Raw genomic sequence first — 15118 nt, 5'->3', positions numbered from 1 at the left:
AGTTTAGGGTTTCCGACGAGCCGTCTGTCACCGCTCGAAGGGAACCTGATCATGCCGCGCCCCCTGCGGGTAGCCATCGTCGGAGCCGGCCCCGCCGGGATCTACGCTGCCGACGCCCTGCTCAAGTCCGAGGTGGCCGCCGAGTCCGGTGTGTCCATCGACATCTTCGAGCGGATGCCGGCCCCGTTCGGCCTCATACGCTACGGCGTCGCCCCCGACCACCCGCGGATCAAGGGCATCATCACGGCCCTGCACCAGGTGCTCGACAAGCCGCAGATCCGTCTGTTCGGCAACGTCGACTACCCCTCCGACATCAGCCTGGACGACCTGCGGACGTTCTACGACGCCGTGATCTTCTCCACGGGCGCCACGGCCGACCGGGACCTCGACATACCCGGCATCGACCTCGACGGCTCCTACGGCGCGGCGGACTTCGTCTCCTGGTACGACGGACATCCGGACGTGCCGCGGACCTGGCCCCTCACGGCCGAGAAGGTCGCCGTCCTCGGCGTGGGCAACGTCGCGCTCGACGTGGCCCGCGTCCTGGCCAAGACCGCGGACGAGCTGCTGCCCACCGAGATCCCGCCGAACGTCCACGACGGACTCGAGGCCAACAAGGCCCGGGAGATCCATGTCTTCGGACGCCGCGGCCCGGCGCAGGCGAAGTTCAGCCCGATGGAGCTGCGGGAGCTGGACCACTCCCCCAGCATCGAGGTCATCGTCGACCCCGAGGACATCGACTACGACGAGGGCTCGATCGCGACGCGGCGCGGCAACAAGCAGGCCGACATGGTCGCCAAGACACTGGAGAACTGGGCGATCCGGGACGTCGGCGACCGGCCGCACAAGCTGTTCCTGCACCTCTTCGAGTCGCCCACCGAGATCCTCGGCGAGGACGGCAGGGTCGTCGGTCTGCGCACCGAGCGCACCGCCCTCGACGGCACCGGCAACGTCAAGGGCACGGGGACGTTCCGGGACTGGGACGTGACCGCGGTCTACCGAGCCGTGGGCTATCTGTCGGACCCGCTGCCCAAGCTGCCCTGGGATCTCGAGTCGGGAACCGTGCCGGACCAGGGCGGGCGGGTCGTGGAGGAGAACGGCGAGCACCTGCGGTCCACCTATGTCACCGGCTGGATCCGGCGCGGTCCGGTGGGCCTGATCGGTCACACCAAGGGCGACGCCAACGAGACGGTCGCCAACCTGCTGGACGACCATGCCGGCGGGCGGTTGCACACGCCCGCCTCCCCCGCGCCCGAGGCGGTGGAGGCGTTCCTGACCGAGCGGAACATCCGCTTCACCACCTGGGAGGGCTGGTACCGCCTCGACGCCGCGGAGAAGGCCCTGGGCGCGCCGCAGGGCCGTGAGCGCGTGAAGCTCGTCGAGCGGGAGGACATGCTCCGCGAGAGCGGCGCCTGAGCACACGACGCCGCCCCGCCGGGGCGGGGCGGCCAGGCCGTCGGCCGGGATCTCCCGGCCGACGGTCCCGGTGCGGCCTGGTCAGGGGTAGGCGACCAGGTTCGCCACGTTCGTCGACGCGTTGGACGGTCCGCCCCGGTCGTTGATGACGTGGCGGATCGTTCCGGTGCCGCCGAGCGAGACGGTCACCATGTCATGGAACTGGACACCCGAGGTGTTCGGCACCTCGAAGGCGTGCTCCGCCGTGACGCTCGGGTTGGCGTTGAAGTAGCAGTAGCTGCCGAGACCGTACGCCTGGTGGCTGGTGACCGAGTCGGCCACCTTGTAGGCCGCGTAGCCCTGCGTGGAGCCGTTCATCCAGGCCGCCTGGTTCGGCGGGTCGTACGGCATCTCGTTCTGGAAGAAGTACGTGCGGCCGCGGTTGCCGTTCCAGACCGTCTGGTACTTCTGGAAGTGCTCCACGAACAGGCCGTACATCGTCACGTCGTCGCCATTGACGATCAGGCCCGTGTCCGCCGTGTTCGACGTCCAGCCCACCCCGCTGCCGTGGTCGGCGCGCCAGATCCACATATGGTCGCCGATGACGTTGCGGCTGTTGACCACCAGGCTCGTGGTGGCCTTGCCGACTCCGGCGCCGCCGACGCGGAAGTAGACATCGTGCAGGGACGTCGGGTCGGTCGCGTGGGAGGCCGAGGAACCCGACGGCCCGACCTCCATCAGGGTCGGCGAGTTGGTGGTTCCGGCGTCGAACAGCAGGCCCGCGACGCTGACACCGTCCACGTCCGCGACCGTCATGGCGGTGATGCCGTTGTCGGGGACGAGGGTGGCAAGACCCAGACCGAGCACCACGGTGTCGGGACGGGTGACCTTCAGCGTCTGGTCCAGATGGTAGACACCGGGGGTGACCAGGAGGTTCTTGCCCGCGGCCAGGGCCGCGTTCATCTGTGCCGCGGTCGCGCCGGGTTTGACGACGTAGAACTGGTCCAGAGGCAGCGAGGCGCCCGCGGGAGTCCCGGAGGCCCAGCTCGTGGCCGTCGAGTCGGTGCGCACGGAGGGTACGAACACCTGGTAGGCGCCCGCCCCGTCGACGTAGAGGAACGGCTTCTCCCGGGTGACCGGGCTGCGGTCGACCGTGGTGTACGGCGGGTTGGGGAAGCTCGTCGCCGGCACTCCCTGGCTGCCGACGAAGACCATGTTCCAGTTGGAGCCGGTCCAACTGCCGAGCTGGGAGTTGCGGGTCAGCCACTGCTGCTGGGTGCCGGACCGCACCTGCCCGTCGATCTTGCTGTCCGCCAGATAGCCCCCGCTCGACCAGCCGCCGTCGTCCAGCGCCAGGTTGCCGCGCAGATGCATCCGCCGGTACGGGGCGGCCTGGGAGACGGCCCAGCGGTCGGTGCCGCCGGTCGGGTTGACGGAGAGGTTCTCGGCGCCGCGCCAGAAGTTCTGGGTGGCGTTGCCCTGGAACCAGTCGGCCTCCGCGTGCACGGCGCCGTTGACGGTGACCGCGTCGGGTGACAGGCCGAGTCCGAGGACCTGGGTGTAGAAGCCGACGTTGACGTCGTTGCTGTAGGTGCCGGGCTTGAACATCACGGCGTAGCGCTGGGAGCCGAACTGGTTGGTCTGCTGCTGCTGGAAGATGGAGTCGAGCCGGCTCTGGATCGTGGACGAGGGCATGGACGGGTCGAAGACGACCACGTTCGGGCCGAGGTCCACGTCCGCGGGCGTGGTGGACACGGATGTCACCTGGAAGCGCTGGGCGGCGGTGCCGTTGCAGGTGTACTGGGCCAGTTGGACGCTGTCCGCGGTCGAGGCGCCCGGGACGTCGAGGCACTTGCCGCTGTGCCGGTTGACGAAGTGGTAGGCACCGCCGCCCTCGTCGACCGGCAGCCACTGCTGGTTGTCGCCGCCGCCGTAGGTCCAGAGCTGGAGGGGCGCGCTGTCGGCGGTGGACACACCGGTCACGTCCACGACCTGCGCGGGGGCGTTGCGGTTGTTGATGCGGACGTAGCCGTCGCTGGTGGCGGTGAAACTCCACTGCTGGGCGGCGGAGTTGTTGCAGGTGTACTGCTGGACGACGGTGCCGTTGGCGGTGCCCGCGGCGCGGGCGTCGAGGCACTTGCCGCTGCCGCTGTTCGCGACCGTCGCATAACCGTCGGGCAGGACGGCCGCGGAGGCGGCAAAGACGGGTGCGGCCGTGGAGCCGAGGGTCAGCGCCGAGGCGGCCGTGGCCAGCACCAGGGCGGCGGCCGTACGGTGGCGGGCGCGCCGGCGGCGGCCCCCTGTGGGATGGGTCAGGGATCGGAGCACGGTTCCTCCTGGACCGACCGGTGGCCGACCGTGACGGGGGGTGGGAGGCAGGACCGGCTTCGGTCAGCCGGTGTAGGAGGCGAAGACGCGCGTGTAGTCCCAGGCCTGCTGGCTCACGCCCGAGCAGCTGTCGGCCGGGCCGCCGGTGCACGGGCGGTCGCGGTTGGCGGACCAGAAGGTGAGCCGCGCCAGGTGGTGCTGCTGGGCGTAGCCGAGGATGGTACGGAAGTCGGCGACGGTGACGGTCTCGTTCATGTCGGTGACGCCGTTCATCGAGGAGATGCCCATGTCGCGATAGGCCTGGTCGTCGCTGTAGCCGTAGGCGTTCTTCAGCGCCGACTTGAGACCCTCGGCCGCGCGCAGGGTGAGCGTGCCCATGTTCTGGCCGGCGCCGCCGAAGTCGAACGGCATGATGGTCCAGCTGTCCACCGCGAGGCCGGAGCCCGCGGCCCGGTTGATCAGGCTCGTGTCCGGGCCGCTCTGGCCGGTGCCGATGGTGACGTACACCTTCAGGCCCGGGTTGCTGGCCTTCACGGTCTTCAGGGCGTCGACCGTGCGCTGCTGGACGGTCGCGTTGCTGTAGGCGTCGGCCTCGATGTCGATGTCGATCGCCTTCAGCCGGTAGGTGTTGATCACTTTCTGGTAGGCCGCGGCGAGTTTGCCCGCGCTGGAGCAGGAACTCTCCAGCTTGTTGCCGCTGTAGCCGCCGAAGGAGGGGATCACGTCGCCGCCGTTCGCCCGGACCGTGGCGACCGTCTGCTGGTCGACACCGCCGGTCAGCGGGCGGCTGCCGTCCCACTGGGGATTGCAGGAGCCGTTGCTGAGCACGAAGGCCAGCGTGAACCACTTGACGCCCGTGGCGTTGGTGATCGTGGTCGGGCTCGGCGGGCTTCCCCAGCCGTTGTAGAGGTACGGGGCCACGGCCATCGGCGCGGCGGTGTTGGTGCCGGCGGCGGCGGGGGATGCGGACAGCGCGGCGGCGGACAGTGCCAGCAGGGACAGCGCCAAGGCCGCGCGAACGGCGTGAGGGGGACGCATGACTCTCCCTTTCTTCACGTGGGGGGTGAGGTGAGAGTTGCTTCAAGTCGCGATTTAAGAAGTGAACTAAGGGAGTGTCAAGAGGTTGGTACGGACCAATACTTGAGCCGCGCGAACGCCGGCCGGGGCCCCTCGGCCACGGGCGCCGACCGGAGCCGTCAGGCACCCCGGTCGGACGCGATCCCGGACGGCTCGGCCTTCGCCGGGTGAGCGGCGAAGCCGCCGTCCCCCCACCGTGCGATCGACACGCTCAGAACAACCGGCGCCCTTGCGGCGCGGCAGCCATCGGCGGCCCGGCCGGCGAGAGGGCGACCGAGCGGATGCCGGGCGCGGCGGCCACGGGGCGTGGCGACTCCGGGCGGAGCAGTCCCGCGCGACAGGCGGCGGGGCGCGTACGAGGGTGGAGGTCATGACCGAGGACACTTCATGATCGAGGCCCACTCCCTCACCAAGCGGTACGGAGAGCGAACCGCCGTCGAAGCCTTGAGTTTCACCGTGCACCCCGGCGTCGTGACCGGGTTCCTCGGGCCGAACGGGGCCGGCAAGTCCACCACCATGCGGATGCTGCTCGGGCTGGACGCCCCCACCGCGGGCCGGGCCCTCGTGGGCGGCAGGCGCTACGCCGAACACCGGGCTCCGCTGCACGAGGTGGGGGCGATGCTGGAGGCGCGCTCCGTCCACACCGGGCGCAGCGCGTACCACCATCTGCTCGCGCTCGCCGCGACCACCGGAATCTCCCGGCGCCGGGTGAACGAGGTGATCGACCTGGTCGGGCTGCGCGCGGTGGCGAACAAGCGGGTCGGTGGCTTCTCCCTGGGCATGGGGCAGCGGCTGGGCATCGCCGGCGCGCTGCTCGGCGACCCGGCGACGGTGCTGCTCGACGAGCCGGTCAACGGACTCGACCCCGAGGGCATCGTCTGGATCCGCACTCTGCTGAAGAAGCTGGCCGCCGAGGGGCGCACGGTCCTGGTGTCGTCGCATCTGATGGCGGAGATGGCGCTGACGGCCGAGCACTTGATCGTGATCGGGCGGGGACGGCTGATCGCGGACACATCGGTCGCGGAGTTCATCGCGCGGGCCGCCGGCGACGTGGTGCGGGTGCGTACCGATGAGGCGGAGCGGCTGCGCGGCCTGCTGGCCGGCCCGGATGTGTCCGTCACCTCGAAGGAGCCAGGGGTGCTGGAGGTGACGGGCCTCGCCGGCGAGCGGATCGGGCGGATCGCGGCCGACAACGGCGTCGCGCTGGCCGAACTGACGCCGCAGCGGGCGTCGTTGGAGGAGGCGTTCATGGAGCTGACCCGGGACGCCGTGGAGTACCAGGCACCGGCGGCGCAGCTCGTCGGCGCGGCCGGGGAAGGGCGTGCGGGATGACGACGGCCACGGTGATTCCCGAGGCGGAGCGGGGCGAGGTCACCCAGCTGCGGGTGGTCCGCTCCGAGTGGATCAAGCTGCGCTCGCTGCGTTCCACGCTGTTCACGCTGCTCGCGGCCGTCGTCGCGATGACGGGGCTGGGCTTTCTGTTCAGCTACTTCACCACCGTGCGCTGGGACCGTATGCCGCCCGAGGAGAAACTCGCCTTCGATCCGACGCTGGTCAGTCTGCGCGGCTTCTTCCTGGCCCAGTTGGCCGTGGGTGTCCTGGGCGTGCTGGTGATCAGCGGCGAGTACGCCACCGGGATGATCCGGGCCTCGCTGACCGCGGTCCCGCGCCGCCTTCCCGTGCTGTGGGCCAAGGCCCTGGTGTACGGGGCGGTCGCCTGGGTGTCGATGACGACGGCCTCGCTGGCGGCGTTCCTGCTGGGGCAGTTCGCGCTGTCCGGTGCGCACCTGGGAACGTCCCTGAGCGCCCCCGGCGTGCTGCGCGCGGTCCTCGGCGCGGGTCTCTACCTGACGGTCGTGGGCCTGATCGGAGTGGCCCTCGGCGCGCTGATCCGCAACACGGCGGGGGGCATCGCCACCCTGTTCGGTGTGCTGCTGGTGCTTCCCTTGCTTGTCCAGGCGCTCCCGTCGTCGTGGTTCGACGCGATCAACCCGTATCTGCCGAGCACGGCCGGCCAGGGCCTCGTCCATGTGCACCAGCAACCCCACACCCTGGCCCCCTGGACGGGGTTCGCGGTGTTCTGCCTGTACGCGCTGCTGACGCTGGCCGGGGCGGGGGTGGCGCTGCGACGACGGGACGCCTGATTCCGTCGTCCCCCACCGGTAAGCCGCACCGGCCCGTAGGGCACATGGCTCCGTCACGCCCTCGCAATGATCACCTGCGAGAATCGAACGAGGTGCCGGCGTACGCCGGAGTCGCCACCGACCTCTGGAGGAGCCCTGTGCCACCGACGACGACACCGCTGGAGAAGCTGGGCTTCCTGACCATCGGTCTGTTCGACGAGGCCGATCCCCGCCGCGGGCACGAGTCGACGCTGGAGATCATCGAGCTGGGCGAGCGGCTCGGCTTCGACAGCGCCTGGGTGCGCCACCGTCATCTGCAGTACGGGATCTCCTCGCCCGTCGCCGTGCTCGCGGCGGCCTCCCAGCGTACGAGCCGGATCGAGCTGGGCACGGCGGTCATCCCCCTGGGCTGGGAGAACCCGCTGCGGCTGGCCGAGGATCTGGCGACCGTCGACATCCTCTCCGGGGGCCGGCTCAACCCCGGGATCAGCGTGGGTCCGCCGATGCACTTCGAGCATGTGCGGCAGGCGCTCTACCCGCGCACCGCGGAGGCGGAGGACTTCGGATACGAGCGCGTGCAGCGGCTGCTGGACTTCGTCCGCGGAAAGCCCGCCACCGACTTCAGCGGTGTGGAGGGCATCGAGGTGTACTCGAACCGGGTGCAGCCCGTGTCCCCGGGCCTCGGCGGGCGCATGTGGTACGGCGGGGGGAGCCTGCGCTCCGCCCGGTGGGCGGGCGAGCACGGGATGAACCTGCTGACCAGCAGCGTCGTCAAGGCGGAGGAGTCGGAGGACTTCGCCGAGGTGCAGCTCTCGCACATCCGCGCGTTCCGCGCCCAGCACCCTGACGGCGACCGCGCCCGCGTCTCGCAGGGCCTGGTCGTCATCCCCACCGACAGCGCCTCGCCCGGACAGCGTGCCAAGTACGAGGCGTACGCGGCGCAGCGGATGCCGCGCACGGCGGCCCCGCAGGGTCCGGCACGGATGATGTTCGCGCCGGACCTCGTCGGGCCGTCCGAGCAGATCGCCGAACAACTGTTCGCGCATGCCGCGTTCCGGGAGGTGACCGAGGTGGCGTTCGCGCTGCCGTTCACCTTCGAGCACGAGGACTATGTGCAGATCCTCACCGACATCGCGACCCGGCTGGGCCCGGCACTCGGCTGGCGGCCGGCCGGCTGAGGCCCTGCCGGCGGCGGACGGCCCGGGACGGGGACGGCCGTCACGCCGCCAGCAGCCCGCGTCCCAGCCAGTCCGAGGCGTTCCTCACGCCGGGGAGGGCGAAGAAGTAGCCGCCCCCGGTCGGCGAGATGTAGTCGACGAGGGGCTCGTCGATCAGCCGTGTCTGGGTGGCCTCGAACTGGCGCTGCACATCCTGCTGGTAGCAGCAGAAGACCAGTCCCATGTCGAGGTTGCCGACGTTGTCGACCCCCCGGTCGTAGTTGTAGCCCCGCCGCAGGATGCGGGAGCTGTCCGTCTGCGCGGTACGGGGGTTGGCGAGGCGTATGTGGGCGTCCAGCGGAATGGCCGTGCCGTGCGGGTCCTTGGCGTAGTTGGGGGTGTCGGTCTCCTTGGCACCGTCCAGTGGCGCGCCGGTGTCCTTGCGGCGGCCGAACATCTTCTCCTGCTCGGTCAGCGAGACCCGGTCCCAGAACTCCACCAGCGTGCGGATGATCCGGATGACCTGGTAGCTGCCGTCGGTGGCCCACGCGGGTTCGCCCTGTCCCTCGCCCACCCAGATGAGGCGGTTCGTCTCCCGGGCGGAGCCGACGTCGGGGTTGGCGATGCCGTCCTTGAAACCCAGCAGATTGCGCTGGGCGCCGGTGGGGCGGGCGGTGTTCTGGAAGCCGTCGATGCGCCACTTGATCTGCATGGCGCCCCGGGTGTGCCGGGCGATGTCGCGCAGCGCGTGCAGCACGGTGTCCTGGCGGGCGGCGCAGATCTGCAGGGACAGATCGCCGTGGCACTCGGCCGGCCGGAGGTTGTCGTTGGGGAACGTGCGCATCGGGGTGAGCCGGCGGGGCCTGGCCTTGGCGAGGCCGTAGCGGTCGTCGAAGAGGGAGGCGCCGACGCCGACGGTGACGGTGAGTCCGTCGGCGGGGACCTCCGGCCCGAGGATGCCGTTGTCGGAGGGCGGGGCACCGACGCCCAGGTCCTCGGGGGCGCCGCCGGCGGTGAGGAAGCGGGCCCGCTCGGTGATGGTCTTGAGCAGGTCGGCGAGTTCCCGGCGGCTGTCGGCGATGACGTCGAGGGAGACGAACGTGGCCGCGGCCGGGGCGGGGGTGATGATGCCCGCCTGGTGGGTGCCGTGGAAGGGGACCTTCGCGGCGCCGGCGTCGGCGCCGTCCGCGGCGTGGGCCTCGGTGGTGCCGGTCTGGCTGAGGGCGAAGCCGCCGCCGGCCAGGGCGGCGCCGGCGGCCCCTGCGCCCAGGGCCGTCTTCACGAAGGAGCGACGGCCGGCACCGGCGGGACAGCCGCCCGGGTGGGCGGGCGTTTCGGCGGACGGCATACGAAGGTTCCCTTCGGTGGTCACGTGGTCGGCGCGTGGGTCGGTCATCAGGCGGACTTCCGGATCTCCAGCAGGTCCGGGATGGGGGCGAGGTCTTCGAGGAGCTGTCCGGTGGCCCCGTTCAGACGGGCGCGGGTGGTCGCGTCGAGGCGGTCCACGGGGGTCCAGGAGTCCCCCCGGTGGGCGGCGTCGAGCAGCTTCTGCACCCGGGCGATGTCCGCGTCGACGGTCGGGAGCAGCTGCGGGGCGCGACGGGTGAGCAGGGGCCTGAGCACGGTGAGGAGTTCACGGGTGCCGGAGAGGTTGGCGTCCGCGGTGGCCAGTTCGGTGCCGCTGCCCTGGTCGGCGTCGCCGGTCAGCTCGAACTGAAGGGTGTTCTCCAGGATCTCGTGGGCGCGCAGGGGCAGGTCGCCCGGGTCGAAGGCCTGGGTGGGGAACGCTTTCTGCAACCCCGCGACCGCGTCGGCGAGTTGCTGAGCGGGGGCCTTCAGCCGCTCGGCGGACTGGCCGTGCCACAGGCCGTACTCGATGCGGTGGAAGCCGGTGAAGCCCGGGTCGTTCACCCCGCCGGGGAGCCCGTCGGCCCGCCCGTTGATCTTCTGGTCGAAGTCCTCGAAGGTGCCGTAGGCGGCGCCGAGCGAGGCGTAGGTGCGGTGGGCGGTCAGCCAGTCGGTACGCGCGGTGTCGAGATGACCGCCGGCGATGTCGTCGCTCAGCTTCCGGGTCTGGGTGACGAGGGTGGCCAGGCCCTGGCCGACGTACCCCTTGTACGCCTTCAGGGGCGCGGCGAGGTCGTCCTCGGAGACGGGTACGACGGCTTTGGCGCCGCCGCCGCCGGTGACGCGGACCGCTCGGGAGGTGACGGCCTGGCCGCCGGTGGGCACGCAGCGCCAGGCGTAGCTGCCCCCGGCGACCGTGGCGACGAGGTCACGGGTGGTACCGGGGGCCAGTCCCTCGATCTCGCCGTAGACCGCGTTGGTGGCGGGGTCGACGAGATACACCTCGGAGGTCTTGTTCCCGGTGTTGTGCATCTGGAAGGTCTGCCGGCCGGGCTTGGGGGTGCTGAATCCCTTGCCGCAGTCGGTCTCCGAGACGGCGACGGTCTGGGCGCCCGCGGGCTTGGAGCCGCTGAGGGCGACGGTGAGCCCGGCGAGCACGGAGGGCACCGCGACGACCGCGGCGGGCACCACCCAGCCGGGACGGCGACGCGCGGCGGCGACGGGTTTGGGCGCCCGCGCGGCGGGCTCGGACGCCTCGGGTGTCTTCGTCGCGGGCACGGGACGGGCGGACGGGGTCCGTACGCCGCGCACGAACAGCGTCATCACCGTGGCGAGGTAGACGACATAGGCCGCGACCTGCAACCACGTCATCGTCGGCGTCAGGTTGAACACCCCCTGGACGAGGGTGCTGTACCAGGAGCCGGCGTCGACGCTGCCGCTCAGATCGACGGCGTACGCGTTCTTGCCGGGCAGCACCCCGCCCTCCTGCAGATCGCGCAGACCGTAGCCGAGCACCCCCGCGGCGATCACGACGAGGACCGCGCCGGTCGCGGTGAAGAACCTGGTCAGGTTGATCTTCAGTACCCGGCGGTACAGGCCCCAGCACAGGCCCGCCGCAAGGACCAGGCCGATACCGGCGCCCGTCAGCGGACCGGCGGACTCGCCCGCCGCACGGGCGGTCGTCCACAGGAACAGGGCCGTCTCCAGCCCCTCGCGGCCCACCGCGAGGAACGAGGTGACGATCAGCATGCCCGCGCCCATCGCGAGCGCCTCGGTGACCTTCTCCTTGATCTCGCCGGAGAGACTGCGGGCCGAGCGGCGCATCCAGAACACCATCGCGGTGACGAACGCGACGGAGATGACGCTGAGGGTGCCCCCGAACGCCTCCTGGGCGGTGGCCGACAAAGACGCGGCGGTGAACGTCAGGACCGCGCCGAAGCTCATGGCGAGCGCGATCGCGGCCAGGACACCCGTCCACACCTGGGGCAGCCGGGACTTGGCACCCGCCCGGACGAGGGTCGCGATCAGGATGGAGACGATGAGTCCGCCTTCGAGCCCTTCCCTCAGTCCGATGAGAAAGCTCGGAAACGCGTCATCCCACATGCGACCCTCCCCGGCACGCCCCCCGCCGATGATCGTGCAGGTTAGCGAAGGCATGCCTTACTTGTGCCGAACCATCATGACCATGGGTTTGTCCTCAATCACCCATGAAATGGCAATGGGATAGTAAAAGGACCCGCGCGAGGCAGGGTGCGGGGGGTCCGGGCGATCTTTCGCACGGACCCCGGCCGGGGCGATGCTGGGCCGGTGACATCCGCCCGCACGACCAACGGAGGCCGTATGACGACGGAGAGCGGAACCGGGGCATCGGGGGTCTCGGTGAGGCCCGTCGCGGGCCGTATCGGCGCCGAGATCACCGGGGTCGATCTGGCCGGCGACCTGGACGACGCGGCGGTGGCCGCGATCCGGTCGGCCGTACTGCGCTGGAAGGTGGTCTTCTTCCGGGACCAGAAACTGGACCATGCCGCGCATCTCGCGTTCGCGCGGCGGTTCGGCGACCCCGTCGTCCCGGGCCGGCGCGGCAGCGCCTCGCCCGCCGGCTTCCCAGAGGTCGAGACGACGGCCGACCGCCTGGAGCTGGGCGGCCGCTACGGCATGGAGCACGACGAGTGGCTCCGGCGCAGGCGCCACTCCCTGCTGCGGGGCTGGCACTGCGACCACGGCGCCCGGATCGATCCGCCCGCGGCGACGATCCTGCGGGCCGAGACCGTGCCACCGTACGGCGGGGACACCCAGTGGTCGAATCTGGCGGCCGCCTACGCGGGCCTCTCGGAGCCCGTACGGCGCTTCGTGGACGGTCTGCGTGCCGAGCACCGGCTCGGCGTCGGCTACCAGGCGCGGCCCGGCGACGACGCGTATCTGCGTCATCTGCTGGACCACCAGGTGGCCTCCGCGCACCCTCTCGTCCGCATCCATCCCGAGACCGGCGAACGGTCGCTGTTCGTCAACGGCTACTACGTCGAGCAGATCCGCGGGCTCTCGCGCGCCGAGAGCGGGCATGTGCTGCAGATGCTGCTGGAACAGGCCACCCGCCCCGAGTACACGGTCCGGTTCCGCTGGGAGCCCGGCAGCATCGCCTTCTGGGACAACCGGGCCACCGTCCATCTCGCCCCCGGCGATCTCGTCACCCCGGAGCACCCCCGGATCATGCACCGGGTGATGCTCGCGGGCGAGGTCCCGGTGGGGCCGGACGGCCGGCCCTCGGAACCGATCACCGGCACGGAGCCCGGCCGCTGGTGAGCGGGCGGCCCTTGGCGGCGGCTCTCGACAGGGGCGGCCCTCGATGGGGGCGCTCCTCCGCGGGGGCTCCTCGACAGGGCTCTCCTGTACCTGGGCGCGGCCCCCGGCCCCCGCACGGCCCGCACCCCCGTAACCCGGGGGTTCCTTGACGGTTTCCCCCACTCCGGGCGGCAACCTGGGCTAGATTCGAGCCCCGCCGGTGCCCTACCCGTCGGCGGCGTCCCAGGAAGGGCTCGGGAACGGCGCATGCGCGATTTCGGGAACGCCCGGCCGGTCGCCCCGGCGACGGCATCAAGACCGGTCAGGTCGGGGGGACTTGCGGACAGCGTCTTCGACACGGCGAGCTGGGACCCCGGCCTGCCGCTGATCGCCCGCCGCAGCGGTCCCGCCGACGCGCCCTGGACCCAGGTGACGGCGGACGAACTCCGCGACGAGGTGGTCGCCCTGGCCCGGGGACTCGTCGCCTCGGGCATCCGCCCCGGCAACCGCGTGGCCGTCATGGCGCGCACCCGCTACGAGTGGACCCTGTTCAGCTGCGCGCTCTGGGCGATCGGGGCCGAGGTCGTACCGATCTACCCGACGTCCTCGCACGAACAGGTCGAATGGATCCTCAGGGACGCGCACTGCGTCGCGGTGGTCGTCGAGGACGAGCAGGGCGTCATGACCGTCGGGTCGGTCTGCGCCTCCCTGCCCCAGCTGCGGCACGTGTGGCAACTGGACTCCGGCGCACTGGAGGACCTGGTGCGGCGGGGCCGTCCGGTGCCGGCCACCACCATCGACTCGCTCCGCCGGATCGTGCTGCCGGACTCCACCGCGGTCATCGCGTACACCTCGGGCACGACCGGCCACCCCCGCGGCTGCGCCCTCAGCCACCGCAATCTGGCGAGCCCCTGCGACACGCTGCTGGCCGGCTGGGGACACACCGCGGCACCGCCCGGCGAACAGCCCGCCGTTCTCGCCTTCCTGCCGTTCTCCCATGTGTACGGGCTGATGATCCAGGGGCTGTGCCTGCGCGGCGGACTGCTCATGGGCCATGAGCCCGACCTCGGTGCGGACGCTCTGGCAGCGGCGTTCCGGTCCTTCCGCCCCACCTATCTGTACGCGATCCCGTTCGTTTTCGAGAAGCTGTACAAGAAGTTTCTGCGCACCGCCCAGCAGGCGGGCCGCGGCGCCCTGTTCGAGCGCTCCGCGCGCACGGCACAGGACTACGCCCTGGCCATGGAGCGGCAGCGGATGGGAACCGGGCCCGGCCCCGGCATCGATCTGAAGCTTCAACACGCCCTGTACGACAAGGCGGTGTACCGGAAACTGCGCGCCGCGCTGGGCGGCCGGGTGTGCGGCGCTGTCTCCGGCGGATCGCCGCTGAACCGTGAACTCGCCCTGTTCTACGCGGGTATCGGGATCTTCGTCCACGACGGGTACGGGCTGACCGAGACGGGCGGGGGCGTCACCGCGCAGCCCGTCGGGCGGGAGAAGTCCGGCACCGTGGGGCTTCCCCTGCCGGGGGTCGACATCCGGCTGGCCGAGGACGGGGAGATCCTGGTGCGCGGACCGTCGGTGTTCCAGGGGTACGTCAACGACGCCGCCGGTACCCGTGCGGCGCTGCGCGGCGGCTGGCTGGCCACGGGCGACCTCGGGCAACTCGACCCCGACGGATATCTGTCCGTCACGGGCCGCAAGAAGGAGATCATCGTCACGAGCGGCAGCAAGAGCGTGGCGCCGGCGGCCCTCGAGGAGCGGCTGCGCGCGCATCCGCTCATTCACCAGGCGGTGGTCGTGGGCGACAACCGGCCCTGTGTCGGCGCCCTGATCACCCTGGATCCCGAGTTCGTGGCGCACTGGCGCGGCGCGCTGTTCGTCCAGGGCGACCCGGCGGGGCGGGCGGCACGGGAGGAGAACGCCCTGCGGCAGGAGATCGCGCGGGCGGTGGCCGCGGCGAACACCACGGTGTCCCGGTCGGAATCGATCCGGGTCTTCCGGGTCCTGCCCGAGCCCTTCGATGTCGCGAGCGGACTGCTGACGCCGTCGATGAAGCTGCGCCGCGACGCGGTCGCACGCCGGTACGCGGTCGAGATCGACGCCATGTACCGGTCCTCCTCGCGCGTTCCCCGGGAGCGGCGGACGGAGGAGCTGACGGCCTGGGACGACGCCGACGACGTGTTCCGCCGGGCGCGGTAGGCGGGCGTCACGTTCCCCGCGCGCCGCCTCCGCACAGGCCGCGCGGCATGCGCCGACCGGGGGCCGCGGCCGGAGCGCGCTCGCCGCGAGCCGGGCCCCTCGCCCCGCCGACGGCACGCCCTGGCGCTTCTCCGCCCGAGCGGATGCCGGTGGGGCATTCCGTCCGGCCACCGACGGCGACGCACGGCCCATCCGGCCCCGCCGCCCTGATCC

General features: G+C 71.4%; 9 protein-coding genes and 1 pseudogene. 6 read left to right on the top strand and 4 right to left on the bottom strand.

From position 1 onward, the window contains the following. Positions 1–51: 51 nt before the first annotated feature. The gene (locus ACWD5Q_RS06035) at positions 52–1416 is read left to right on the top strand and encodes an FAD-dependent oxidoreductase (RefSeq protein WP_451425802.1); all 1365 of its coding nucleotides are present in this window, start codon (positions 52–54) and stop codon (positions 1414–1416) included. An 81-nt stretch (positions 1417–1497) separates the two neighbouring features. Here the strand turns inward: ACWD5Q_RS06035 and ACWD5Q_RS06030 are convergent, their stop codons facing one another. Further along, positions 1498–3723 carry an RICIN domain-containing protein gene (locus ACWD5Q_RS06030; RefSeq protein ID WP_451425801.1) on the bottom strand — a complete coding sequence of 742 codons (2226 nt, stop codon included), beginning with the start codon at positions 3721–3723 and terminating at the stop codon, positions 1498–1500. Positions 3724–3786: 63 nt separating this feature from the next. Then, positions 3787–4665: pseudogene (locus tag ACWD5Q_RS06025) on the bottom strand (chitinase); the annotation flags it as partial. Between the two features lie 522 nt (positions 4666–5187). On the opposite strand from ACWD5Q_RS06025, the gene ACWD5Q_RS06020 reads away from it, so the two are divergent. From ACWD5Q_RS06020 to ACWD5Q_RS06010, 3 genes are all read left to right on the top strand, one after another. Further along, on the top strand, positions 5188–6132 hold the full coding sequence (locus ACWD5Q_RS06020) for an ABC transporter ATP-binding protein (protein ID WP_451425800.1): 945 nt from the start codon (positions 5188–5190) through the stop codon (positions 6130–6132). After that, positions 6129–6944 (top strand): ABC transporter permease subunit, encoded by an 816-nt coding sequence (locus tag ACWD5Q_RS06015; protein WP_451425799.1) that lies wholly within the window; start codon positions 6129–6131, stop codon positions 6942–6944. The genes ACWD5Q_RS06020 and ACWD5Q_RS06015 overlap by 4 nt, the downstream gene beginning before the upstream one ends. Before the next feature lie 137 nt (positions 6945–7081). Then, positions 7082–8101, top strand: a complete 1020-nt coding sequence (locus ACWD5Q_RS06010; RefSeq protein ID WP_451425798.1) for an LLM class flavin-dependent oxidoreductase — start codon at positions 7082–7084, stop codon at positions 8099–8101. Positions 8102–8141: 40 nt separating this feature from the next. Here the strand turns inward: ACWD5Q_RS06010 and efeB are convergent, their stop codons facing one another. After that, a complete protein-coding gene (gene efeB, locus ACWD5Q_RS06005) occupies positions 8142–9428 on the bottom strand; it encodes an iron uptake transporter deferrochelatase/peroxidase subunit (protein ID WP_451425797.1) in 1287 nt (428 codons plus the stop codon). Between the two features lie 47 nt (positions 9429–9475). Further along, on the bottom strand, positions 9476–11530 hold the full coding sequence (gene efeU, locus ACWD5Q_RS06000; RefSeq protein ID WP_451425796.1) for an iron uptake transporter permease EfeU: 2055 nt from the start codon (positions 11528–11530) through the stop codon (positions 9476–9478). Between the two features lie 237 nt (positions 11531–11767). On the opposite strand from efeU, the gene ACWD5Q_RS05995 reads away from it, so the two are divergent. Continuing rightward, on the top strand, positions 11768–12727 hold the full coding sequence (locus ACWD5Q_RS05995) for a TauD/TfdA dioxygenase family protein (RefSeq protein WP_451425795.1): 960 nt from the start codon (positions 11768–11770) through the stop codon (positions 12725–12727). 246 nt (positions 12728–12973) lie between these two features. After that, on the top strand, positions 12974–14905 hold the full coding sequence (locus ACWD5Q_RS05990; protein WP_451425794.1) for an AMP-dependent synthetase/ligase: 1932 nt from the start codon (positions 12974–12976) through the stop codon (positions 14903–14905). The last annotated feature ends 213 nt before the right edge of the window (positions 14906–15118 follow it).

The sequence above is a fragment of the Streptomyces sp. NPDC002513 genome, from assembly GCF_053595355.1.
This window is presented reverse-complemented; position numbering and strand designations above follow the sequence as displayed.